Annotated in this window: 24 protein-coding genes; 17 read left to right on the top strand and 7 right to left on the bottom strand. The window is 37.0% G+C overall.

The features are described from left to right. Nucleotides 1–120 precede the first annotated feature (120 nt). The 4 genes from folB to CWS31_RS07415 all read left to right on the top strand — a co-directional run bounded on the left by folB (nucleotide 121) and on the right by CWS31_RS07415 (nucleotide 2825). Entirely contained in the window at nucleotides 121–486 is a 366-nt protein-coding gene (folB, locus tag CWS31_RS07430; RefSeq protein ID WP_101345509.1) for a dihydroneopterin aldolase, read from the top strand. Continuing rightward, nucleotides 486–983, top strand: coding sequence for a 2-amino-4-hydroxy-6-hydroxymethyldihydropteridine diphosphokinase (folK, locus tag CWS31_RS07425; RefSeq protein WP_101345508.1), 498 nt, complete (start codon nucleotides 486–488; stop codon nucleotides 981–983). Before folB ends, folK begins: the two co-directional genes overlap by 1 nt. Before the next feature lie 63 nt (nucleotides 984–1046). Then, entirely contained in the window at nucleotides 1047–1874 is an 828-nt protein-coding gene (locus CWS31_RS07420; RefSeq protein WP_101345507.1) for an undecaprenyl-diphosphate phosphatase, read from the top strand. Nucleotides 1875–1982: 108 nt separating this feature from the next. Further along, the gene (locus CWS31_RS07415; protein WP_101345506.1) at nucleotides 1983–2825 is read left to right on the top strand and encodes a tetratricopeptide repeat protein; all 843 of its coding nucleotides are present in this window, start codon (nucleotides 1983–1985) and stop codon (nucleotides 2823–2825) included. An 80-nt stretch (nucleotides 2826–2905) separates the two neighbouring features. On the opposite strand, the gene zapE is transcribed toward CWS31_RS07415, so the two are convergent. Then, nucleotides 2906–4012, bottom strand: coding sequence for a cell division protein ZapE (gene zapE / locus CWS31_RS07410; protein WP_101345505.1), 1107 nt, complete (start codon nucleotides 4010–4012; stop codon nucleotides 2906–2908). A 327-nt stretch (nucleotides 4013–4339) separates the two neighbouring features. Between zapE and CWS31_RS07405 the strand changes: the two genes are divergently transcribed. The 3 genes from CWS31_RS07405 (at nucleotide 4340) to CWS31_RS07395 (ending at nucleotide 7642) form a co-directional block, all read left to right on the top strand. After that, nucleotides 4340–4792, top strand: coding sequence for a Z-ring associated ZapG family protein (locus tag CWS31_RS07405; RefSeq protein WP_101345504.1), 453 nt, complete (start codon nucleotides 4340–4342; stop codon nucleotides 4790–4792). Between the two features lie 161 nt (nucleotides 4793–4953). Beyond that, nucleotides 4954–6357 (top strand): Do family serine endopeptidase, encoded by a 1404-nt coding sequence (locus tag CWS31_RS07400; RefSeq protein ID WP_101345585.1) that lies wholly within the window; start codon nucleotides 4954–4956, stop codon nucleotides 6355–6357. A 214-nt stretch (nucleotides 6358–6571) separates the two neighbouring features. Further along, nucleotides 6572–7642: a trypsin-like peptidase domain-containing protein gene (locus CWS31_RS07395; protein WP_101345503.1), complete on the top strand. Its 1071-nt coding sequence runs from the start codon at nucleotides 6572–6574 to the stop codon at nucleotides 7640–7642. 160 nt (nucleotides 7643–7802) lie between these two features. Here the strand turns inward: CWS31_RS07395 and CWS31_RS07390 are convergent, their stop codons facing one another. The 3 genes from CWS31_RS07390 to ccoG form a co-directional block, all read right to left on the bottom strand. Beyond that, nucleotides 7803–8444 carry a thiol:disulfide interchange protein DsbA/DsbL gene (locus tag CWS31_RS07390; RefSeq protein WP_101345502.1) on the bottom strand — a complete coding sequence of 214 codons (642 nt, stop codon included), beginning with the start codon at nucleotides 8442–8444 and terminating at the stop codon, nucleotides 7803–7805. A 63-nt stretch (nucleotides 8445–8507) separates the two neighbouring features. Then, nucleotides 8508–9494, bottom strand: coding sequence for a serine/threonine protein kinase (locus CWS31_RS07385; RefSeq protein ID WP_101345501.1), 987 nt, complete (start codon nucleotides 9492–9494; stop codon nucleotides 8508–8510). Beyond that, nucleotides 9494–10957 (bottom strand): cytochrome c oxidase accessory protein CcoG, encoded by a 1464-nt coding sequence (ccoG, locus tag CWS31_RS07380; RefSeq protein WP_101345500.1) that lies wholly within the window; start codon nucleotides 10955–10957, stop codon nucleotides 9494–9496. Before ccoG ends, CWS31_RS07385 begins: the two co-directional genes overlap by 1 nt. A gap of 189 nt (nucleotides 10958–11146) precedes the next feature. Here ccoG and CWS31_RS07375 point away from each other — a divergent pair, with 189 nt between their 5' ends. The 5 genes from CWS31_RS07375 to CWS31_RS07355 all read left to right on the top strand — a co-directional run bounded on the left by CWS31_RS07375 (nucleotide 11147) and on the right by CWS31_RS07355 (nucleotide 14635). Continuing rightward, a complete protein-coding gene (locus CWS31_RS07375) occupies nucleotides 11147–11479 on the top strand; it encodes a hypothetical protein (protein WP_246143431.1) in 333 nt (110 codons plus the stop codon). 481 nt (nucleotides 11480–11960) lie between these two features. Further along, a complete protein-coding gene (locus tag CWS31_RS07370; RefSeq protein ID WP_101345498.1) occupies nucleotides 11961–12689 on the top strand; it encodes a glutathione peroxidase in 729 nt (242 codons plus the stop codon). A gap of 129 nt (nucleotides 12690–12818) precedes the next feature. Beyond that, nucleotides 12819–13046, top strand: a complete 228-nt coding sequence (locus tag CWS31_RS07365; protein ID WP_101345497.1) for a VF530 family protein — start codon at nucleotides 12819–12821, stop codon at nucleotides 13044–13046. A gap of 134 nt (nucleotides 13047–13180) precedes the next feature. Beyond that, on the top strand, nucleotides 13181–14041 hold the full coding sequence (gene purU / locus CWS31_RS07360; RefSeq protein WP_101345496.1) for a formyltetrahydrofolate deformylase: 861 nt from the start codon (nucleotides 13181–13183) through the stop codon (nucleotides 14039–14041). Nucleotides 14042–14215: 174 nt separating this feature from the next. Beyond that, nucleotides 14216–14635, top strand: a complete 420-nt coding sequence (locus tag CWS31_RS07355; RefSeq protein ID WP_101345495.1) for a secondary thiamine-phosphate synthase enzyme YjbQ — start codon at nucleotides 14216–14218, stop codon at nucleotides 14633–14635. Nucleotides 14636–14646: 11 nt separating this feature from the next. Here the strand turns inward: CWS31_RS07355 and CWS31_RS07350 are convergent, their stop codons facing one another. The 3 genes from CWS31_RS07350 to rpmE all read right to left on the bottom strand — a co-directional run bounded on the left by CWS31_RS07350 (nucleotide 14647) and on the right by rpmE (nucleotide 17226). After that, a complete protein-coding gene (locus CWS31_RS07350; RefSeq protein WP_101345494.1) occupies nucleotides 14647–14925 on the bottom strand; it encodes a hypothetical protein in 279 nt (92 codons plus the stop codon). Between the two features lie 151 nt (nucleotides 14926–15076). Further along, nucleotides 15077–16450, bottom strand: a complete 1374-nt coding sequence (gene dnaB, locus CWS31_RS07345; protein ID WP_101345584.1) for a replicative DNA helicase — start codon at nucleotides 16448–16450, stop codon at nucleotides 15077–15079. Between the two features lie 563 nt (nucleotides 16451–17013). Continuing rightward, the gene (gene rpmE / locus CWS31_RS07340) at nucleotides 17014–17226 is read right to left on the bottom strand and encodes a 50S ribosomal protein L31 (RefSeq protein WP_101345493.1); all 213 of its coding nucleotides are present in this window, start codon (nucleotides 17224–17226) and stop codon (nucleotides 17014–17016) included. 315 nt (nucleotides 17227–17541) lie between these two features. On the opposite strand from rpmE, the gene priA reads away from it, so the two are divergent. From priA to CWS31_RS07315, 5 genes are all read left to right on the top strand, one after another. Further along, nucleotides 17542–19752 (top strand): primosomal protein N', encoded by a 2211-nt coding sequence (gene priA, locus CWS31_RS07335; RefSeq protein ID WP_101345492.1) that lies wholly within the window; start codon nucleotides 17542–17544, stop codon nucleotides 19750–19752. A gap of 156 nt (nucleotides 19753–19908) precedes the next feature. Continuing rightward, on the top strand, nucleotides 19909–20496 hold the full coding sequence (locus CWS31_RS07330) for an SPOR domain-containing protein (protein WP_101345491.1): 588 nt from the start codon (nucleotides 19909–19911) through the stop codon (nucleotides 20494–20496). A 327-nt stretch (nucleotides 20497–20823) separates the two neighbouring features. Continuing rightward, on the top strand, nucleotides 20824–21342 hold the full coding sequence (gene hslV / locus CWS31_RS07325) for an ATP-dependent protease subunit HslV (protein WP_101345490.1): 519 nt from the start codon (nucleotides 20824–20826) through the stop codon (nucleotides 21340–21342). Between the two features lie 97 nt (nucleotides 21343–21439). Continuing rightward, the gene (gene hslU, locus CWS31_RS07320) at nucleotides 21440–22771 is read left to right on the top strand and encodes an ATP-dependent protease ATPase subunit HslU (RefSeq protein ID WP_101345489.1); all 1332 of its coding nucleotides are present in this window, start codon (nucleotides 21440–21442) and stop codon (nucleotides 22769–22771) included. Between the two features lie 88 nt (nucleotides 22772–22859). After that, nucleotides 22860–23246, top strand: coding sequence for a gamma-butyrobetaine hydroxylase family protein (locus tag CWS31_RS07315; protein ID WP_101345488.1), 387 nt, complete (start codon nucleotides 22860–22862; stop codon nucleotides 23244–23246). Nucleotides 23247–23290: the final 44 nt, after the last annotated feature.

Here is a 23290-nt window from a genome sequence, read left to right as displayed (position 1 = left end):
TGATATGGGTTTTAGTGGCCCTAATATAAAGCGAATGAAACATTCATCGTTAGGTTAGTAATACAACATAGCTACAATATTTCACTACATAAATTTCCCATAAGCATAAATAGGTAAGTCATGGATAAAGTATTTATTAAAGGTTTAAGCATTCAAACAACTATTGGTTTTTTTCAATGGGAAAAAGAAATTAAACAAACCTTAGTGATAGATGTTGCTATGGGTTGGAATACCGCTAATGCGGCTAAGAATGACGAACTAGCTAAAACCCTTGATTATGCTGACATTTCAGTCAGTATAGAGCGCTTTGCCAACGACAATCCCGTAGATTTAATTGAAACTCTCGCTGAGCGCTTGGCAAACTTTTTAATGACTCAATACCAAATTCCTTGGTTAAAACTCAGTATTGGAAAACCCGGTGCTGTCCATAACGCGCAAACTGTTGGCGTAGAAATAGAGCGTGGCACACAAGAGATAACGTGTTAATGGCTCAAATTTATATTTCTTTAGGTAGTAATATTGAGCGGGAACATCATGTAAAACAAGGCTTACTTTCCTTAGCCGAAGCTTTCGCGTTACCTTTTGAACAATTAACCTTGTCAGCATTATATGAAAGTGATCCTGTCGGTTTTGAAGGCGCAGCTTTTTATAATATGGTAATAGGCCTTACTTGTTCACACTCGGTTGAAGAAGTAGCCACAATTTTACGGAACATAGAATTTGCTCACGGCCGGGCGCTTAACGCGAAAAAGTTTAGCCCGCGCAGTTTAGATCTTGATTTATTATTGTATGATAATTTAATTATCGATTCACCCGCGCAGCTACCGCGCGATGAAATAACAACTAATGCTTTTGTTTTGTGGCCATTAAGCGAAATAGCCCCAAACCTTGAACACCCAATATTAACAAAAACTTATCGCGATTTATGGCAAGAATATAATAAATCTAGCCAACAAATTAGTATTGTTGCTAATTGCTGGTAACAACGTAATTAGCTCTGCACTCTCAAACACATTTACTTAATAAAGTTAAAGGACAACGCCAAAATGAGTACTTTCGAAATAATCATTCTTGCCCTGTTACAAGGTTTAACAGAGTTTTTACCTATTTCTAGTTCAGCGCACTTAATACTGCCATCACAAATTTTAGGCTGGCACGATCAAGGCTTGGCATTTGACGTTGCAGTACATGTAGGCACGTTACTCGCCGTAGTTATGTATTTTCGCAAAGAAGTGGGCGGTATGGCCGTTGCTTGGTTAGGTACAGTAGGTGTTGGTCCTGAACAAGGTAAAGCCAGTTTTGATGGCAAACTTGCATGGTGGATTTTACTCGCAACAATACCAGCCGGATTATTTGGCTTATTAGGTAAAGACTTTATTGAAGAGCATTTGCGCTCAGCAATGGTGATAGCATTAACGACCATATTATTTGGCTTCCTGTTAGGCTTTGCTGATGTTAAAGCAGGTCATAGAAAAATCAATAAACCTATGGAAAAACTTGGCCTTAAAGGCGCTATGTTAATTGGTTTAGCACAGGCGATAGCGTTAATCCCAGGAACATCTCGCTCAGGTATCACCATGACCATTGGCTTAATGTTAGGTTTAAGCCGTGATAACGCTGCCCGTTTTTCATTCTTACTTTCTATTCCTGCTATTACCATGGCAGGTAGCTATTTAACCCTTAAACTTATTTTAGCCAGTGAAGGTGTTGACTGGTTGGCTATGGGCTTAGGTAGTGTAGTTGCTTTTGTGAGCGCCTATGCTTGTATCCATTACTTTCTTATTTTGTTAGAAAAAATAGGCATGATGCCATTTGTTATTTACCGCTTAATTTTAGGTGCTGGTTTACTTTGGTTTATTTTAGCAACGCATTAAGCCTCGTTAAATTGTTGGTTAAATGTTATCACAACCACAAATTGAGTGAGTTTCAACCAAGAACACTAATCGCATCCGTTTTAAAATAGAATCATCAGAGAGTTATAAATGATTGCCATCACAGTAGAAAACTTTCAGCAAATTATTGTTGAACAATCTAAACAAAAATTAGTACTGGTAAGCTTTTGGGCAGACCAGGTACCAGAAAGTGTAGTCTTGCGCGATAAACTAGCCGCTAAACTTGCAGGCTTAGAAGACTATATGATCTTAGCAACTCTTGATTGTCATAGCCAAGCACCAATAGCTCAGCAATTTGGTATTCAAGGCTTACCAACCGTTATTTTATTAAAAGACGCACAACCGCTTGATGGCTTTTCTGGTACGCAAGATGATGCCACTGTTGCTGATTTTTTAGATAAATATTTGCCTCAACCACAAGATGTTCTGTTGGGGCAAGCAAGAATAGCCCTTGCTGAAAACCAGTTAGTTGAAGCACAAGCAGCCATAGTGCAAGCCTACCAACTCGACAGTACTCGTGCTGATATAAAACTAATATTAATTGATGTGTTGCTCAAAACAGGAAAAAACAAGGATGCAAAAGCGTTATTAGAAACCATAACCATGGTTGATCAGGATAGTGATTATCATGCATTAATGGCGAAGCTAGAATTAGCCGAAGCGGCAGAAAACTCACCTGAAATACAAGCATTAGAAGCGCAAATAAAAGCCAGCCCTGGAGATATTAATATCAACCAGCAACTAGCCGCGCAATATAGTCAGGTAAATCGCCATGAAGAAGCACTTACCATTCTATTTCGCTTAGTTCAAGCAGGTGATGAGTCAACTAAGGATAAGAGTAAAGAATTATTTCTTGATGTTTTGAAATCGTTACCTGATGGCGACCCGCTTGCCGCTAAATTCAGAAGAAAACTTTATACATTAATGTATTAAAAATATTTATAGAAAAGTAAAAACGGCCCGTTTCATTACACATGAAACGGGCTGTTTTATTTAGAGCAATATAAATAGCTTTATGGAAGATGCTCACTTGCTAAATAATCATGCGACTGCATTTCTTGTAAACGACTTAAACAACGTTTAAATTCAAATGCTAAGCGACCACCACTATATAGGGATTCTAGTGGTTTTTCTGCTGACATAATCAATTTCACATTACGTTCATAAAACTCATCCACTAAAGCAATAAAACGACGGGTAGTGTCGTCAGAGTCAGGTCCCATTTCTTTAACGTTAGCCATTAATACGGTGTGGTAAACTTGACTGATTTCCATGTAATCTCCCTGGCTTCGCGCACTTTCACAAAGCACCGAGAAATCAAAGTACACCACGCCATCACTCACTAATACTGTGGTTAACTGTCTATTATTAATTTCAATGGTCGCGCCAACTTTACCTTCGTCTGTTGAAAGTTGCTTAAAGTAATGATTTAAATTGTCGGTCGCTTGCGCATCAAGCGGGTGATGAAAAATTTCAGCTTGTTCTAAAGTACGTAACCGATAATCAACGCCACTATCTACATTCACTATTTCTGTACATTGGTTAATAAGCTTAATAGCTGGCAAAAAGCGTTCGCGCTGTAAACCATTGCGGTATAACTGATCAGGAATTATATTTGAGGTCGCCACTAAGGTTACATTATGGGCAAATAATTCTTCAAATAATGTACCTAAAATCATCGCATCGGTTATATCAGAAACAAAGAATTCATCAAAACAAATGATTTGTGTTTCTTGAGCAAATTTCTTAGCGATAATTTTAAGTGGATCTGATTGTCCTGTTAAGCCTTTTAGCTCTTGATGTACTCGGTGCATAAAACGATGAAAATGGACACGCATTTTATTATCAAACGGTAAACTATCAAAAAACGTATCAACTAAATAAGTTTTACCACGCCCTACTCCTCCCCAAAAATAAAGGCCTTTAATTGGGTTAATTTCCTTTTGATTAAAAAATCCATTGAATAATTTTTTAAAACCCGAGGTTGCTTTAGGTTGATTAACTAAATCATCATATAAGCGCTGTAAATGAATAACCGCATTTTCTTGTGCTGCATCAAAAAGGAAATCATCTTGGGTCAAATCTTGTTTATACTGTGCAAGCGGAGGAAGCTTTGTCATCGATAGCCTATGTTATTTGAATCATTGGATTAAATCTAAGTGGTACTTATATCAATTGAAATAATAAATTAATCATCTTCAACTGGTATTCAATAAAAACTGTATAGTAAAGCTACATGCTGTTGCTTGTTATCAATATCAGTACGAATAAACCACGTTATTTTTATTCAAACGCTAAACTATAAAAAATAGCGTTTAAAGACACATTTTACGAAGATATTTTTACTTAGCAAATTGTTTTGATGGTAGTATAATCTATATAGACAGCATATTTAATTTCTAATTACATAGTTAGCACAATCATCATTATTAAATAAGGTACACACCATGAATGTAGTAATAGCCCTAGTCATCTTTATTATCGGTGGAATTGGTGGTTTTTTTGCAACACGTCTTTTATCTAGCACCAGCAAAGAGCAACGTAAACTGTCAGAGCAAGTCACTAAAAGTGAAGCCGCATTAGATCAATATAAACTTGATGTTGCCGAACATTTATCAAGCTCAGCGGCATTATTAGAACAAATGAATAACACCTGTCAAACGGCAATGAAGCAAATGCAAGAAAGTACACAACTATTGCAACGAGCTACTATAGAAGAAGTGGAAAGCATGCCATTTTTCTCTGCTGAAACACATAATGAACTGCAACAAACTGCAACTTTACGTGGAGTAGACCGCGTAACTAAAGCAACTGAAGCAACTGAAGCACCGCTTGATTACTCAAATAATCCAAGTGGTTTATTTGCCGATCAGAAACAAACCGTTACATCTGCAAGCTAAGTTTAGTAGGTTAGCACTGAACTAAAATATTTTTGTTCAGTCTATTTAAAAGTACCCTTTAAAAAGTTAATTAAGGCACCAATGTCTTAATTAACTTTTTTTTTCAGTCTTTTTTAAATATTGGAGTCCTTTTAATTATGAGCTTACATACTAATCTAAATATGAAAAAATCAACTACGTTACTTAAACCGGTTAATTCGTTTAAAACAGCTAAACTTTCCCTTATCGTCGGCGCGGCATTGCTCTCATCAACCTTAGCACTAACTAGCACGCCGGCTTTAGCTGCATGGCCTTTCCAAGTAGAAGGTCAAGAAATGCCGAGTTTGGCGCCTATGCTAGAAAAAGCAACACCAGCAGTTGTGAGTATTTCGGTAGTTGGCACCCATAAAACACAACAACAAAATATCCCTGAAGCCTTTAAGTTTTTCTTTGGTGATAGAAATAGAGGCCAAGCACAAGAGCGGCAGTTTCGCGGTTTAGGTTCGGGCGTTATTATTGATAGTGACAAGGGTTATATCGTAACCAACAACCATGTTATTGCTAACGCAGACGAAATAATGATCACTTTAAAAGATGGTCGTCAGTTAGAAGCTAAAAAGCTAGGTAGCGATGCTAAAAGTGATATTGCCTTACTTCAAGTAGAGGCCGAAAATTTAAGTGAAATAAAATTAGCCGATTCTGATGCCCTACGCGTTGGTGACTTTACTGTCGCTATCGGTAGTCCATTTGGTTTAGGGCAAACTGTTACTTCCGGTATTGTTAGCGCGTTAGGACGTAGTAACCTAAACATAGAGCAATACGAAGACTTTATTCAAACCGATGCAGCCATTAATAGCGGTAACTCAGGTGGTGCGCTAGTGAATTTACGTGGCGAGTTAATTGGTATTAATACCGCTATTATTGGCCCTAGCGGTGGTAACGTAGGTATTGGGTTTGCGATACCTAGTAATATGATGGACAACCTGGTTAAACAAATAGTTGAATTTGGTGAAGTGCACCGCGGCGTACTTGGCGTGTCTGGTCGCAGCGTTAACAGTGAAATAGCCAAAGCGATGGAATTAGAAACCAGTCAAGGTAGCTTTATTGAGCAAGTAATGCCGGGCTCTGCTGCCGACGAAGCGGGTATAAAAGCAGGCGATGTTATTGTTGCCATGAACGGTAAAGCTATTAAAAGTTTCTTTGAGCTGCGCGCAAAAATCGGCACTATTGGTGCTAATCAAAAAGTAAAATTAACCATAATCAGAGACGGTGACAGTGAAGAGTTTACCGTTACATTAAAACAAGACCAAAGTGCTGATATTGCAGCTGCAAGTATTCATCCAATGCTTGATGGCGCTAAATTTAATAACGACAGTAAAAAACAAGTTGTTGTTATTGAGCAAGTTGCTGAAGGGTCACCGGCGCAAATGATAGGGCTGCAAAAAGGAGATTTAATAACAGGTGTTAATAAAACTCGTATCAAAGATCTTGCGCAATTACGTGATTATCTTAAAGATCAAGCAGGTGAGGTTTTCGCCTTAAATATTGTTAGAGATAAAAACTCTCTCTATTTAATGATCCGTTAAGATAATTATGTGTTTTGCATAAATGCATCTCTGCTTGTAAATGAGCTTAGCGCATACATAAATTAGTGCATATAAAGCGACACGCTAAAAGTAATGGCCTTTACGTAATGAGCTGAGCGTAATGAACCTGAGTGAATCAATCACCAGAGCATTATGTTCAGCTTTTTTTATGTTACACTGAAAATATCAGTACAATATTAAAATCAGACCCCTCTTGAAAATATTAGCGTTAATAAAATATATAGTAACAGCAATTAGTTACGGCGTATTACTGGCCGTAGTGTTATTACTTCTTCTGCCCGGTTTAGTGCCCGGCTTAAATGATACAAGTTTAATCAGCAATCTCTTTAAAGGAAGCCAAACTCAACAAGCACCGTTGTCTTTTGCTAAAGCAGTGAGTATTGCCAGCCCAGCGGTGGTAAATATTTATTCCGAGCAGATTGAAGTAAACCCGCAATATGGTCGTACTCCACGAAAAAGTACACGCTTAGGCTCCGGGGTTATCATGAGCACTCAAGGTTATATTCTCACTAACTTACACGTTATTCGAGAAGCCGACTTAATTCAAGTACTGCTACAAAACGGCCAAGTCTACCCTGCAGAGTTAATTGGCTTTGATCATTATACTGACTTAGCAGTACTAAAAGTTAATGCCATCAACCTACCCGTTATTCCTCATAAAGAAGAGCAAACGTCACTGGTTGGCGATATTGTATTAGCTATTGGTAATCCTCTCAATTTAGGGCAAACAGTAACTCAAGGTATTATTAGTGCTACTGGCCGTAACGGTTTAAGTAACACCAGTTATTTAGAGTTTTTACAAATGGATGCCGCTATTAATGAAGGTAATTCAGGTGGGGCTTTAATTAATAGTAATGGTATTTTAGTGGGGATAAATTCAAGAAAATTTACCCAATCAAATCCACAGTTATCTATTCAAGGTATTTTCTTTGCTGTACCTTATCAACTTGCTAACAAAGTAATGCGTCAGATCATTGAAAATGGCAAAGTTGTTCGCGGTTGGTTAGGTATAGCCACAAATAATTATGATGCTAAGTTAAAAGGTTTTGTTATTGATGAAATAATGGAAAATAGCCCAGCTCATACCGCAGGCTTACAAATAGGCGACGTAGTTTATCAAATAGATAATGACTTGATCCCAAGTGTAACTGCGGCACTAGATATTATTGCTGAAACACCTCCAAATACAGTATTAACCTTTAAAATATATCGTCAAGGCAAAGCTATTGAAACTGAAGTTAAGATCCTTGAACTCACCAATTAATGGCTTTAATAACAACTAAATATTAGCTATTAGCTATTAGCTATTAGCTAAATTGAAACCAACAAAAAAGGCAGACTGTAAAATACAATCTGCCTTTTTTACTGTTTAAAACTCGCAATATTCATTGAGCTTTACGGTTTTAAGCTTTAAGAGATTAAGCTTATTTTAACTCAAGTAAGTAATTAACTAGGTTCTCGTAATCTTTTTCAAAGTTATTTTTATCTAATTTGGCCGGATTAACTTTATACTTACCGTTAACAATCACAGTTGGAACACCTGTAATTGCACGTTTAGCTGTCATTTCATCTTGATTTTTCTTTAATGCTTTAGCTTGCGCGTTAACGCTGAAGCTCTGCATTAATTTATCAAACTTATCGCCATCTGCGCCATTTTTAACAAATAAATTGCGTAAATCATTTTCTGAGGTGATCACCCCACGTTGTACTTGCACATAATTAAAAATCGCACCAATATATTTATCAGCATCGCCTAATTGCCCAGCAACAATAGTCGCTTTCGTGATCATCTCTTGAACCTTAGGACTAGCCGCGCGTAAAAAATCAACATGGTTACGAACTAATGGTACGCCCTGAGGTAGATTTTTTTGGAGTGCGTGCATCATAGGCTCAAACTGAAGACAATGCGGACAATACACAGAGAAGTATTCACGAACTTCTTTTTTACTTGTTACGGTTTCATTTACTATAGTAAATTGCTCTCCCTCGTTATATTTTTCCGCGCAAGCGCTTACTGATAAAGCCAATAGCGGTATTAATAATAGAGATTTTAGTAATTTATTCATTGTTATTTTTTCCTAAAGTAAAAGTAAAGTCGCGTCGTTAATCATCACTGATAATCACGAACACTAAAAATTTTGTAAGCTAAGTGGTGGCTGTTGTAATGCTGACATTTGCTCTTTAAGCATGAGTATTTGCTGTTCCCAATATTTCTCAGTATTAAACCACGGAAAGTTTTGTGGAAACGCGGGATCTTGCCAACGTTTGCATAACCATGCCATGTAATTAACAACCCGCATAGTTCTTAATGATTCTATCAAGAGAAGCTGGTCATTTTCAAACGTAAAGAACTCTTCATAACCCATTAATAATGTATCAAGCTGTAACAACTGTTGCTGCCTGTCGCCTGAAAGCATCATCCAAAGATCTTGAATTGCAGGCCCAGTTCGACAATCATCAAGATCAACAAAGTGTGGACCTTCATCACGCCATAAAATATTACCTGCATGACAATCACCATGTAAACGAATTTGCGGCGTGTATTTCGCAGGTTTATATTGCTTCACTGCTACTTCAATAACTTGATCTAAAATAGTAAAGAAAGCAGTAGACAAGCTTTTAGGCACATAGTTCGAGGCTATAATAGTTTCACGGGCTTGAAGCAATAGCTCATCCGTATTAAAACTTGGTCTGCATAGAAATTTGTCTTGTGATGAAACAGCATGAATACGCCCTAAAAATCGTCCCATCCATTCGAGTTGTTCAAGATTATCAACTTCAAAAATACGCCCGCCACGACAAGGGAATACTGCAAAATGATAACCTTGGTATTCAAATAAGCTTTTGCCATCTATTTGTAGGGGCGCAACAATGGGCAATTCTTGTTCTTCTAACTCAAACGAGAATTTATGCTCTTCGAGTATTTGTGCAAGTTGCCAACGCTGCGGTCGATAAAACTTAGTCACATATTTAACTAAGTTGTCATCATGAAATTGATAAACTCGATTTTCATAGCTGTTAAGTGCTAATAAACCACTGTCTACGGTAAAACCTGCACTTTCTAAACCATCAATAATTAAATCAGGCGACAGTGCGCTAAAGTCAAAAGATGCCATTAGCGTTTATTAAAAAATCGGCTTTCTTGCTCGACTTTCGCATCAGATTCAGGTGATATTTGTTCAACGACAAAAGTAATGTCACTCATATAGTTTTCCAGATCATAAGGGTCTACGGCAATACTAATAGGTAAAGTAGAAACAGTTGCGGCTTTAACGGTAATTTCTTGATCACCATTCCAACGAGCATTTTCAATACCTTTAACTGACAATTTATAGGTGTTATCGGTTTGTGACATGTTAAGAATTTTCAAGGTGTAAACATTCTCAATTTCGCCATTAAAGTTTTCTCGCGCCAGCTCAGTGCGATCACGAATAATGTCTAACGATAACGGTACGCGATTAACTATCTCAAGCAACAACATACTGCTCATGATAATTAATAGCACTGCATAGCCAATCAGTTTAGGCCGTAAGATATGAACTTTTTTCCCTTTAAGTTCATGCTCGGTTGTATAGCGAATAAGTCCTTGAGCATAATTCATTTTACTCATTACACCATTACAAGCATCAACACAGGCGCCACAATTAATACATTCATATTGTAAGCCGTTACGTATATCTATACCGGTAGGACATACTTCAACACATAAATTACAGTCGATACAATCACCCAGTCCAAGTTCTTTTGGATCGTCTTTTCGACTACGAGGCCCTCTACTCTCACCACGATTACTGTCGTATGAAACGGTTAAGGTGTCTTTATCAAACATCGCTGATTGAAAGCGCGCATAAGGACACATGTGTAAACAAACAGTTTCACGCATCCAACCCGCATTACCATAGGTAGCTAAGGTAAAGAAAATTAATATACCCGCCATTGCCAAACTGGTATTAAAAGTAAAAACATCAACGAATAAATCTTGCATCGGTGAGAAATAACCGGCAAAAGTCATCGCGGTTAATAATGAAAAAAGTAACCAAGCGGTGTGTTTTGCTGTTTTTTTAATAACTTTATTGGCGTTATTTTCTTGAGCGTCTAGTTTACGACGTTGGTTAGCGGTACCTTCAATTTTCTCTTCAAACCAAATGAAAATGAATGTCCAAACCGTTTGCGGGCACATATAACCGCACCAAACCCGCCCTAAAAATGCCGTAACAAAAAACAGTAAAAAGGCACTAATAATAAATAACCAAGCTAATAGGGTTAAATCTTGTGGCCATAAGGTTAACCCCCATAAAGTAAAACGTTGCTCACTAATATCGAATAATACAGCTTGATGACCATCATATTGCAACCAAGGTAAGATCAAAAAGAAAGCAAAATAAACCAGGTTCATTCTTTGTCTTAGCTTTTGAAAAAAGCCTGAAAATTTGCGAACGTAAATTTGATCACCTGGCGCATAACGGGCTTTGCCAGTGTTTTTATCACCGTGAATTTTGACATTTTTAATAGGGATATGTTGCTCTACCACGGTTTTACTTTTATTAGGTGTAGCTGATGATTTGTCGTTTATTGTCACAATAAATCCTTGATTGGCGGAAAAGAGTTACCATAAATTAAGTAACTAATGGATCAACAAGAGAGGTGATTTTATTAACATTACCATGCAATAGCTAATAATTTATTCCCTTAAGCGTGTTAATTGATATAAAATCGCCTCACCTTATTTATTATATTACATATTATGAAGCATTTATTATTCTTGATCGTGGTAGCCTCAGTTTATTTACATTTTTATCCAAATGAGGAAGTAACTAAATTTTATAACGAACAAAAAGTAGCATTACAATCAATGTTTTCTGATTTTGGTGACACTAAGGTACGGTTAAAAGCTGATAAAATTTATACCGATTTAGAAAGTAAATTAGGCAAGTTTTCAGACAAAGAAATTCAACACCTAAAAGAAATCACGTCTTCAAGAGATAATGTGAAAAATTTTTATTTTAGTATCTGTAAAACTGAAAAAAGAGATATTGTTTTTCATATTAATAATGAAAGAATGGTTTGTGCTGCAATCAGCAAGTATACCAACCTGCTTTAACTAACATACATCAACTAACATACACCGCGCTCTCCTTCACTAAAGGATAAACTTTAAATATAATCCTTTAGTGCACACCAAAGCCGTTAAACTATTGACCACCTGACCTAGTTAATTAACTACCCCCTTGGGTTGGCTTTCGATATTTTCGTGGCAAAACAAAAATATTTCATCAGCTTGATCTAATTAATAAAACACAAATACACCTGTTTTAGCTGCCTGTACATTCTGTTACTTCTTTTGTCACTTATATTGCAATAAAGCTGTGATAGGATTTAGTTATTATCATGATAGATTTTATCAACTGTACCTTAGTACATTCTTCTATCATACTAACCTCAATCGAAAAGGCCTTCACAAATAGGGCGTTACAAAGTAGGCTTGACTGTGTTTAATTTAACGTTGACACTGTTTAGTTGAGCCTCTCAAAGATTTACACAAATACGACAATTAACTAACTAATAAAGTAAAGGAACTCATTATGTTTAACGATATTTCTGGCCAAAAAGTCCCTGAAACCACCTTTCCAATTTTTAAAGATGATAACTGGACCTCTCGTAATTATAACGACATTTTTGCCGATAAAACGGTTGTAGTTTTTTCGTTACCTGGCGCTTTTACACCAACGTGTTCATCTTCTCATTTACCACGTTACAACGAATTAGCTCCTAAATTTTTCGCTAACGGCGTTGATGAAATAATATGTGTTTCAGTTAATGATACCTTTGTAATGAACTCTTGGGCAAAAGATCAAGATGCAAGCAACATTAACTTTATTCCTGATGGTAATGGTGAATTTACAGAAGGCATGGGCTTATTAGTAGATAAAGGCGCAATTGGTTTTGGTAAGCGCAGCTGGCGTTACGCGATGTTAGTAAAAAATGGTGTCATTGAAAAAATGTTTATCGAGCCAAATGTTCCTGGCGACCCGTTTGAAGTCTCTGATGCCGATACTATGCTTAACTACATTAATCCTGAAGCAGCGCAAAAAAATGAAGTCGCTATTTTCACTAAACACGGTTGCTCTCATTGTACTAAAGCGAAAGCGTTACTAGCTGAAAAAGGCATACAGTATGAAGAGCTAGTATTAGGCGAAAACACAACTATCAGTGCAATGCGTGCTGTATCTGGTCGCGATACAACACCACAAATATTTATTGATGGTAAGCATATCGGTGGTAACGACGAGTTAACTCAACTATATAGTTAATTTAGCGGTTACTATCATCTCCTAGCGTAGTTATTCACTGGCTAGTTATCGATAAAAACACAATAATGATATATTGTCATTATTGTGTTTTTTTTATGTGCATTTTTTAATATTTAACTGGAATTAAAAATGGATAACCAACCCTATAATCCGCTGCATGGTTTAACGTTAAAAACTATAGTAACAGAGCTTGAAGCTTACTTTGGTTTTGAAACCTTAGGGAAAACTATCAAAATAAAATGCTTTACTGATGATCCAAGTATTCAATCCAGCTTAAAGTTTTTACGTAAAACGCCCTGGGCAAGAGAGAAAGTAGAGCAACTCTATATTAAGAATAAGAACAAAATTCATAAATAGATCATCATAAGTTCTTGGCTAATAGATTGAAAATTCTATAATATAGCCAAATTCATGGTTCACTGGCTGTTCAATCGTAACAAAGCTGCTAGTTAATACCCTAAAAATTACAATCCACCTATAGAAAACGTCTTATGTCTGAAGTAACACAATATATTTTAACTTGGCAATGTCCTGATAATACAGGTGTTTTAGCTAAGGTTTCACAAAGCCTATTTTTACATGGCGCTTTTATTACCGAAACATCACAATACAGTGACCCTTATACTGAAACGTTCTTTTCGCGTATTGCGTTTGACGATCGTAATTTAACGGTTTCAAGTAACGAGTTTATTGATGCTTTAGAAGAGCTTGCTAAACCATTAGGTATGCAATACCAATTTCGTAAACGTGAAGACGTACCGAACATTTTAATTGCGGTTTCTAAAGATGATCATTGCTTAGTTTCTTTATTAACAAAATATAAGTCAGGTGTGTTACCAATAAACATTGTTGGAGTTATTTCAAACCATACTGATTGCCAAGCATTAAGCGAGTGGCATAACATACCTTTTTATCACTTGCCTATTACTGCAGAGACTAAGCCACAGCAAGAAAAACAAATCACTGACTTAATGACAGAATTAAATGTAGATTTGTTGGTATTAGCGCGTTACATGCAAATATTGTCTGATGATTTATGTCAGAAGTTACAAGGTAGAGCGATTAACATTCATCACTCATTTTTACCAAGTTTTAAAGGTGCACGACCTTATCACCAAGCGCATTCACGTGGTGTAAAAGTAATTGGAGCAACTGCCCATTACGTAACCGCAAACCTTGATGAAGGGCCTATTATTGCACAGGAAGTTAAGCCAATTAATCATACCTTTACTATTGAGCAAATGGTACACATGGGACATGATTTAGAAGCTACCGCATTAAGCCATGCTGTTCGTATTCATGCTGAACAAAGAGTTTGTATTAATGGCGATAAAACTGTAATTTTAGCTTAGAAGCTGTTGTTCTTTGAGGTTTGAGGTTTAACATTTATTCAATATAAAACGGATTATACCATTTGAAGGTGATTGATTCATTATTTCAATTGGTATTACTCGCGGCATGCTAAACACGATTACCGTTTATTAACAGCAGATATTGATTGGCCTAAATACAACTGAGAACTAGTAATGTGGTATCAAACTGAATTAACATTAAAGGCGAGAAAACGCGGCTTTCATTTAATTACCGATGAAATATTGAGTCAATTACCTGAGTTAAATGAAGTAAGTTGCGGTATTTTACATCTCTTTATCAAGCATACTTCTGCTTCTATCACAGTTAATGAAAATGCAGATCCCACAGTTCGCATAGATATGGAATCACATTTTAATCATTTTGTACCTGAAAGAGCTCCTTATTATCAACATACCTATGAGGGTGACGATGATATGCCAGCTCACATAAAGGCAAGTTTGTTAGGGAATAGCTTGAGTTTACCCATTAACCAAGGGCAATTGAACATTGGAATTTGGCAAGGAATATACTTGGGCGAACATAGAAATCATGCGGGGATGAGAAGCATTGTCGCGACGATTAATGGCGAGTAAAGAGTATCGTTTTACTCGTTGCTCTCCGAGATAAGAGACGCAGCAGGTAGTTTTGTAATAGGACGATAAAAAGCCGCATTAAGCTCTTCATTTACACAAACTAAAATAGAGCGATTAATTTCAGCATCAGACTGTATATCTTGACCTATTGTAAACGCGCAAGACTTAGCTAATTCTTCAATGTGCTCTTGTGAGGCATATTGTCTTTCAATATCTTCATCAGCGGCTACATTTTTTGTAACTGTAAAACAAAGCGCTAATAAACTTAACCCACATACTATACTTTTCATTATTATTTCTCTTAGAGTTTTAATTTTAAAAGTAATTTTGTTTTAGTTAACGCTATTACTTTTAAATGCTAATAATTAAGATAATGCTACGCTACAATGTAAAAGGAAAGAAATATATTTCCATCCTTAGTAACATCAACAAATTAGCCTATTAATCTTCTTCTAGTACATGCGGACCTGCATAGTTATCAAAACGCGAATACTTACCTTGGAAAGTTAATGGTACTCGCCCAATAGGCCCGTTACGTTGCTTACCGATAATAATTTCTGCCATACCTTTAAATTCACTATCGTCGTGATAAACCTCATCACGATAAATAAACATGATTAAATCAGCATCCTGCTCTATTGAACCAGATTCACGTAAATCGGAGTTAATTGGACGTTTGTCCGAACGTTGCTCTAGGCCACGGTTTAACTGAGAAAGTGCAACTACAGGCACTTGAAGCTCTTTAGCTAAAGCTTTAAGTGAACGAGATATTTCGGCAATTTCTAACGTACGGTTATCAGAGAATTGTGGCGCACGCATTAATTGAAGATAATCAATCATGATTAAGCTTATGCCGCCATGATCACGATGAATACGGCGTGCTCTTGAACGTACTTCAGTGGGTGTTAAACCTGCAGCATCATCAATAAACATTTTACCTTTTTCCATGAGCAAGCCCATGGTTGAAGACAACCTAGCCCAATCTTCATCTTCTAACTGACCGGTACGAATTTTGGTTTGATCGATGCGGCCTAACGAGGCCAGCATTCTCATCATGATTTGATCTGACGGCATCTCTAAGCTAAAGATTAAAGCAGGATGCTCTTGAGTCATAGCCGCATGCTCGGCCAAGTTCATCGCAAATGTTGTTTTACCCATTGAAGGACGTGCAGCAACAATAATCAAATCAGACTTTTGCAAACCGGCAGTCATTTTATCTAAGTCAGCATAACCACTTGGTACTCCCGTAACACCACCAGAGGGCGCTGAACAAAGCTTTTCAATACGGTCCACTGTTTTTTCTAATACTGAATTAAGACTTTCTGGGCCTTCATTTTTACTGGCACGTTTTTCTGCAATAGCAAAAACTTTGGTTTCAGCAAAATCGAGTAAATCGGCACTACTACGCCCTTGTGTATCGTAACCAGCTTCAGCAATTTCATTTGCAACACTTATCATTTCTCGTGTTACTGCACGTTCGCGCACAATATCAGCATAAGCGGTGATGTTAGCTGCACTTGGCGTATTCTTCATCATTTCAGCAAGGTAAACAAAACCACCTGCATCTTCTAGTTTTTGATCGTTTTCTAACGCTTCAGAAAGTGTAATTAAATCGACAGGCTCGCCTAACTCAATTAACGCGCCAATAGTTTCAAAAATAAGACGATGAGAGCGGCTATAAAAATCTGCGGCAACCGTTTTTTCGGCCACACGATCCCAGGTTTCATTATCGAGTAACAAACCACCTAATACCGATTGCTCGGCCTCTAAAGAATGCGGTGGCACTTTTAGCTCATCAATTTGTCTATCTTTCATGAACTCTTGGTTTTTTGAAAACTGTCGATCTTTTGAAAAATTACGCGGCTTTTGTTCGGCCATTACCTTAACCCTACTCTTATTTTTCTGCTATGTGTAACACTCGTATTTTTGCATTTATCATTAACTAATAGATCACGTAATACCTAGCGAAAAAGTTACTTACGTATCAGAAAATGTTACTAAAATAGAGTACTTAACCTGAGTTCGGGATAATGAAAGTGAGTAGAATAATAATATCAATCACTTAGAATTTTACCTTTACAATAGTTTTAATTATTCGTAGTACAAGGCAGGAAAGCGAAGCCAATAACGGGTTATTGGGAGCTTTCATAACGAAGTAATACGGGTAATTAAGGCTGTTGTAGTATTTTGCTTATCTCGAACTCAGATTACTTAAAAATGGAGTGTTAATGTAGCAGAATTTGTCTAACTCTAATATAAAAGTTTGCCTTTAAAAATAAATTATCCCTCTGAACCTTGCTATATTTTATACACAAAATTTTAGGCACAAAAAAAGCGCCAATTGGCGCTTTTTTATGTTTTGTACAATTAAGAAGAATTTACTTCTTACTAAGTGCAGCAAAACGTTTGTTGAATTTATCAACACGACCACCAGTCTCAGCAGCTTTTTGCTTACCAGTGTAGAACGGGTGACAAGAAGAACATACGTCTAAGTAAATTTCTTTACCAAGAGTAGAACGTGTAGTAATAACATTACCACAAGTACAAGTTGCTTTGAACTCAACATAATTAGGATGTATATCTTTTTTCATGGGGACCTCTATCTCTATATTTAGAGAAATTGGGCGTATCGCCACTTAGCCACTTACTTATTGTTAATTTTATCCGCCTATCTCTTTCGAAATAAGTTAATAAATAACTGAAATGCCAAGCACCATACGTAGTTAAAATTAATGGTGGCGAATGATAAAGGATAGCCTAATTAACTGCAACATAAATAAACAAAAAGGCAGCAAAAAAACTATAATTACTATTATTTATAAAGAAAGCGCCATTGTTACTTGGCAGCATTACTTACAGTAGGCAAAATAGGCATCAAATATTACTAACTATACCTGTTAATCACCTTGCCTGAACAATACATTCAAGTTGCCATTCCTGTTCCAATGCGACAGTTATTTACTTATCGAGTACCTGATGCACTAAAATCACCCACTATTAATGTTGGTGAACGTGTTGCTGTACCATTTGGTTCGCGTAAAGTTATAGGCATAGTAATAGAAACTCAAGCAGAGTGTAACTTTGACTTAGCGAAAATTAAAAGTATTGCTGGTCGGTTGAATGATAACTTTAATCTTAGTCAATCCTTGGTGAGCTTTTTACAATTATGTGCCCATTACTATCATCATCCTGTTGGCGATGTTTTTCAGCAAGCCTTACCTATTCTGCTGAGAAAAATTGAGAATATTACCTTAACACCACCTATGGTTTGGCAAGCGAAAGCACTTGATAATGATAAAAAACCGATTGTCGAAGGCCTAGAAAAAAAAGCCGCCAAGCAATTCGCACTTTATCAAATAATTAATAGTCATCGCGGTATTAGTTGGGTCGAACTGCGTACTTTAGGTTATAGCAAAGCACAGTTAAACGCTTTAGAAAGCAAGCAATTAATCACTGAAATAGAACAAATAACCACAGAGTTTAATTGGCAAGACGATACTTTAAATCAAAACAATAAGTTACTGCTTTCCCCCGAGCAAGCAATTATTGTTAGTGCTATTAACCACTCATTAGGAAAATTTTCGTGTCACTTAGTTGATGGTGTAACGGGCAGTGGTAAAACAGAAGTTTACCTACAAGCCATGGAAGCTGTACTAGCCAATAACCAACAAGTACTGGTAATAGTGCCCGAAATTGGTTTAACGCCGCAAACTCTTGACCGTTTTGAGCAGCGCTTTAATGTGCCTATTGCCTTACATCATTCTGCACTGAATGATAAAGAACGTTTAGCTACTTGGCTTAGTGCGCAACAAGGCAGCGCGGCAATAATTATTGGTACACGTTCGGCTATTTTCACACCTTTGCATCGCCTTGGTTTAATTATTATTGATGAAGAGCATGACTCATCATTAAAGCAACAAGACAGTTTTCGCTATCACGGCCGTGATATGGCTATTTTACGCGCCAGACAACTTAATATTCCTATTGTGCTTGGCAGTGCCACGCCAAGTTTTGAATCATTACATAATGCATTGTCAGGCAAGTATAATTATCACCAATTGCATAATCGCGCAGGAAAAAGTAATAAAGCAAAAATAGCTTTAATCGATATGAACCAACAGCAAGTTGAATTTGGCTTATCAGGTACGCTAAAACATGAAATGAAACAAACCTTGGCACGCGGTGAACAAGTATTATTGTTTTTAAATCGACGTGGTTATGCGCCAGCAATTAACTGTCAAGAATGTCATTGGATTGCTGATTGTCAACGTTGTGATAAACCTTACACCTTGCATCAAAAACAAGGCCTGCTTATTTGCCATCATTGTGGCAGTCAAAAGCGTATCCCGCCGCAATGTCCTAGTTGCGGTAGTGTTCGTATTGCGCCACTAGGGCAAGGTACTGAACAATTAGAGTCGCGTTTAGAAGAATTATTCCCTGACAATTCTATTGTACGCATAGATAGAGACAGTACCCGTAAAAAAGGCGAGTTAGCTAAATTGCTACAAGAAGTAAGTGATAAAAAACATCAATTATTAGTGGGCACTCAAATGCTTGCCAAAGGGCATCATTTTCCTGATGTAACCTTAGTTGCCGTATTAGATGTTGATGGAGCATTATTTAGTTTCGACTTTCGTGCTAGCGAACAAATGGCGCAATTACTTATTCAAGTTGCAGGTCGTGCTGGGCGTGCCAGTAAACCGGGTAAAGTATTAGTACAAAGTAATTTTGTTGATCACCCTCTATTACAAGATTTAGTGCACAACGGTTACCATCATTTTGCTCATCAAGCCCTTACCGAGCGTAAACAAGCGTTACTGCCACCTTTTACTTTTCAAGCATTATTACGCGCTGATGCCAACTACCCTTCTTATCCTGAAAAGTTTTTACGTGAATTAACGGTTAATCGAATTGAAGGCTGTGAGTTTGCAGGCCCAGTACCTGCAGCAATGGAAAAGAAAGCAGGTAAATTTAGGTATCACTTAATTATTCAAGCTAAAACACGTAAAGAATTACATCGCGGTATTTTGCAGTTACTCGCACAAATCCCCAATAATGAATGGTTAGCAAAAGTGCGCTGGAGTTTAGATATTGATCCTATCGACCTGAACTGGTAATTAAGCGCTTATTAATTAGCCAACAAGTATTCGTCTGTAAGTAATGGTTACAAAAATTGTAACAATTACCCATAAAAAGGTATTAGGTATTCATGTTTTTTTCAGCGCTGCTCGGTTACACTAGCTAAAATTTTTTGTAGTGACTTTTCCTCGTTCATGGCTAATCAAGATTATATTTCCCGTACACCTCCTCCAAAGAAACCCGCTAAACGCCGCGGTAAACCTGCGCCTAAAAAGTCGGCAAAAAATAGTAACGGAGTTTCATTAAAAGCGAAGTTAATCAGTTTACTAATCGTTATTTTAATTGCTGCTTTTGCCTATGGCTTATGGTCATTAAAAACAGACCCAAGTACGAAAACCCCATTAAGTAAGCCGACAAAGGTTGAAGCAGCGCCAACAAGTAAAGCAAAAGAATTACCAAAACCACCAAAAGAAATATGGACTTACGTTAAAGACTTAGAAAACCAGGATATTGAAGTAGGCGAATATAAAGTTGAAGATAAAGGGCCTTATCAAATGCAATGTGGTTCTTTTAGATCACAAGACCAAGCCGATACGCTAAAAGCTCGTATTGCTTTTGCCGGAATAGAATCACAAGTGAGAACCGCTAAAGGTAGTAGTGGAACTTGGTATAAAGTTGTTTTAGGGCCATACAAACGTAAAAGAGAAGCTGAAAAAGATAAACATATTCTTAGACGTAAAAGTAATAACATTAATGGCTGTCAAATTTGGGGCTGGCGATAGTTAACATATTTAATTATATACAGTTAATCAGGTGCCATTTACGTGATTAACTGCTCTCAACTACCTTCCCAATGAAGCCCATAGTTATGTTCATACTTATGCTCTTTGTCAGCTATTTGTTAAGCTCTTCGTTAAATTATTAGTTTAGTTCTTAACTAAATTATTAGCTAAGTAATCAACCGACAATCACTCTTATTAAATAATAAATTTTTGCCCTTAAGCAATAATTTACGGAATTTCCTCTCTCCCACCTTGAAAAAGCCGCTAATACCCCAATTACATTAACATTAAAGAATCATCAACGAATTCAGATTTAACGAGGTTAATGTGACTACGATTGTTTCAGTAAGACGTAATGGAAAAGTGGCTATCGGCGGAGATGGTCAAGTATCACTTGGCAATACGGTAATGAAAGGCAACGCTCGTAAAGTTCGCCGTTTATATAACGATAAAGTACTAGCTGGCTTTGCCGGCGGTACGGCGGATGCGTTCACCCTATTTGAACGCTTTGAGAGTAAGCTTGAACAACATCAAGGTCATTTAACCAAAGCGGCGGTTGAATTAGCAAAAGATTGGCGTAGTGATAGAGCGCTAAGAAAGCTTGAAGCCTTACTTGCTGTCGCCGATGAAACAGCTTCATTAATCATTACCGGTAACGGTGATGTTATTCAGCCAGAGCATGATTTAATTGCTATTGGAAGTGGTGGAAACTTTGCTCAATCAGCGGCTTTAGCCCTACTAGAAAATACCGAATTAAGTGCCAAAGAAATAGTTGAAAAATCATTAACTATTGCTGGTAACATTTGTGTATTTACCAACCAAGAACAAACAATAGACGAGCTTTAAAACGCCCCCTAAGCTATGTTCCAATATATCGAACCCTATTTTAAAATGCGATCTTAAGTTGAGTAGAACTCCTTAAGATCACAACGAGGAATAAATAATGTCATCTATGACCCCACGTGAAATTGTCCATGAATTAGATAGCCACATTGTTGGCCAAAGTGATGCTAAACGCGCTGTAGCTATTGCGTTGAGAAATCGCTGGCGCAGAATGCAACTTGGTCAAGATTTACGTAATGAAGTAACCCCAAAAAACATTTTAATGATTGGCCCTACAGGTGTTGGTAAAACAGAAATAGCCCGCCGTTTAGCTAAGCTTGCTCACGCCCCTTTTATCAAGGTAGAAGCAACTAAATTTACTGAGGTAGGCTATGTGGGTAAAGAAGTCGAAACCATCATTCGCGATCTTACCGATATGGCAATTAAAATGGTTAAAGAAAGTGAGATGGACCGTGTTAAACATCTTGCGGAAGAAGCTGCTGAAGAACGCATTTTAGATATTTTATTACCTCCCGCCCGCGATACTTTTGGTAACGATGAAGAAAGTAGTAACAGTAATACCCGTCAAACTTTCCGTAAAAAGTTACGTGAAGGTCAATTAGACGATAAAGAAGTTGAACTTGATTTGGCCGCGCCACAAATGGGCGTTGAAATCATGGCTCCTCCTGGTATGGAGGACATGACCTCACAATTACAAAGCATGTTCCAAAACATGTCGAGTGAAAAAACGAATAAGCGCAAACTGAAAATTAAAGATGCCCTTAAAGCATTACAAGAAGAAGAAGCCGCTAAAATTGTTAATCACGATGACATAAAACAAAAAGCCATTGAAGCGGTAGAACAAAATGGTATTGTTTTCATTGATGAAATAGACAAAATTTGTAAACGTGCCGATCAATCTGGCGGCGGTGATGTTTCTCGTGAAGGTGTTCAACGTGATTTATTACCTTTAGTTGAAGGTTCAACGGTAAGCACTAAACACGGTATGATTAAAACAGATCATATTTTGTTTATCGCTTCAGGCGCATTTCAAATGGCTAAACCATCAGATCTCATTCCTGAATTACAGGGGCGTTTACCTATTCGTGTTGAGTTAAGCGCATTAACGGCAGATGATTTTGTACGTATTTTAACTGAACCTTTTGCCTCATTAACTGAACAATACATTGCTTTATTAGCAACCGAAGGTGTTGCTGTAAGCTTTACTGATGATGGCATTAAAGCTATTGCAGATGCCGCTTGGCAAGTAAATGAAACCACTGAAAACATTGGTGCACGTCGTTTACATACTATGATGGAGCGCTTAGTTGAAGACTTGTCTTTCAATGCCGACCAACGAAGTGGTGAAACCATTAATATCGATCAAGCGTTTGTAACTAAAATATTAGGTGAAGTAATAAAAGATGAAGACTTAAGTCGCTTCATTCTTTAATTGGTCACACACTTTAAAATGAAACCAAGTTGACCTTAGAGGCAACTTGGTTTTTTTAGCGTTTTAACAAGGTATGTAGGCTTAACAAATGAAGATAACCCAATTTATTTTAAATACGGCACCGCATACACTGACGATAGAATTATCAAAAAGTGTTAAGTTAAATGATTTAAAAGAACATAGTACGCAACTCAGCTTTGAATATTTACGTATCAGCTCACCTGATGAAGCAGCGCAAAAATCAAAGCAAGGACAAATTGTTTGTCATAAAAAAGAAGTCTCATTAACTTCCATTGAAAGTGTCGCAAAACACGGATATCGCTTTATCTTTGATGATGGTCATAGTGCGATATATAGTGAAGATTATATTTTACAACTTGCGTTAGAGTATGAAGATCGTTGGCAACATTATTTAACCGAATTAAAAAATAGTGGTCATTCTCGTGAGGCTATGATTGATTTTAAACAACTTTAAAATATTAGTATCGACTCTTGATTGATTTGTAATAGCAAATGAGG

Origin of the sequence: Colwellia echini, from assembly GCF_002843355.2 — a bacterium.
Classification (GTDB): Bacteria; Pseudomonadota; Gammaproteobacteria; order Enterobacterales; family Alteromonadaceae; genus Colwellia; species Colwellia echini.
Note: the sequence above shows the minus strand (reverse complement) of the source record. Positions and strands in the feature narration are given on the sequence as shown.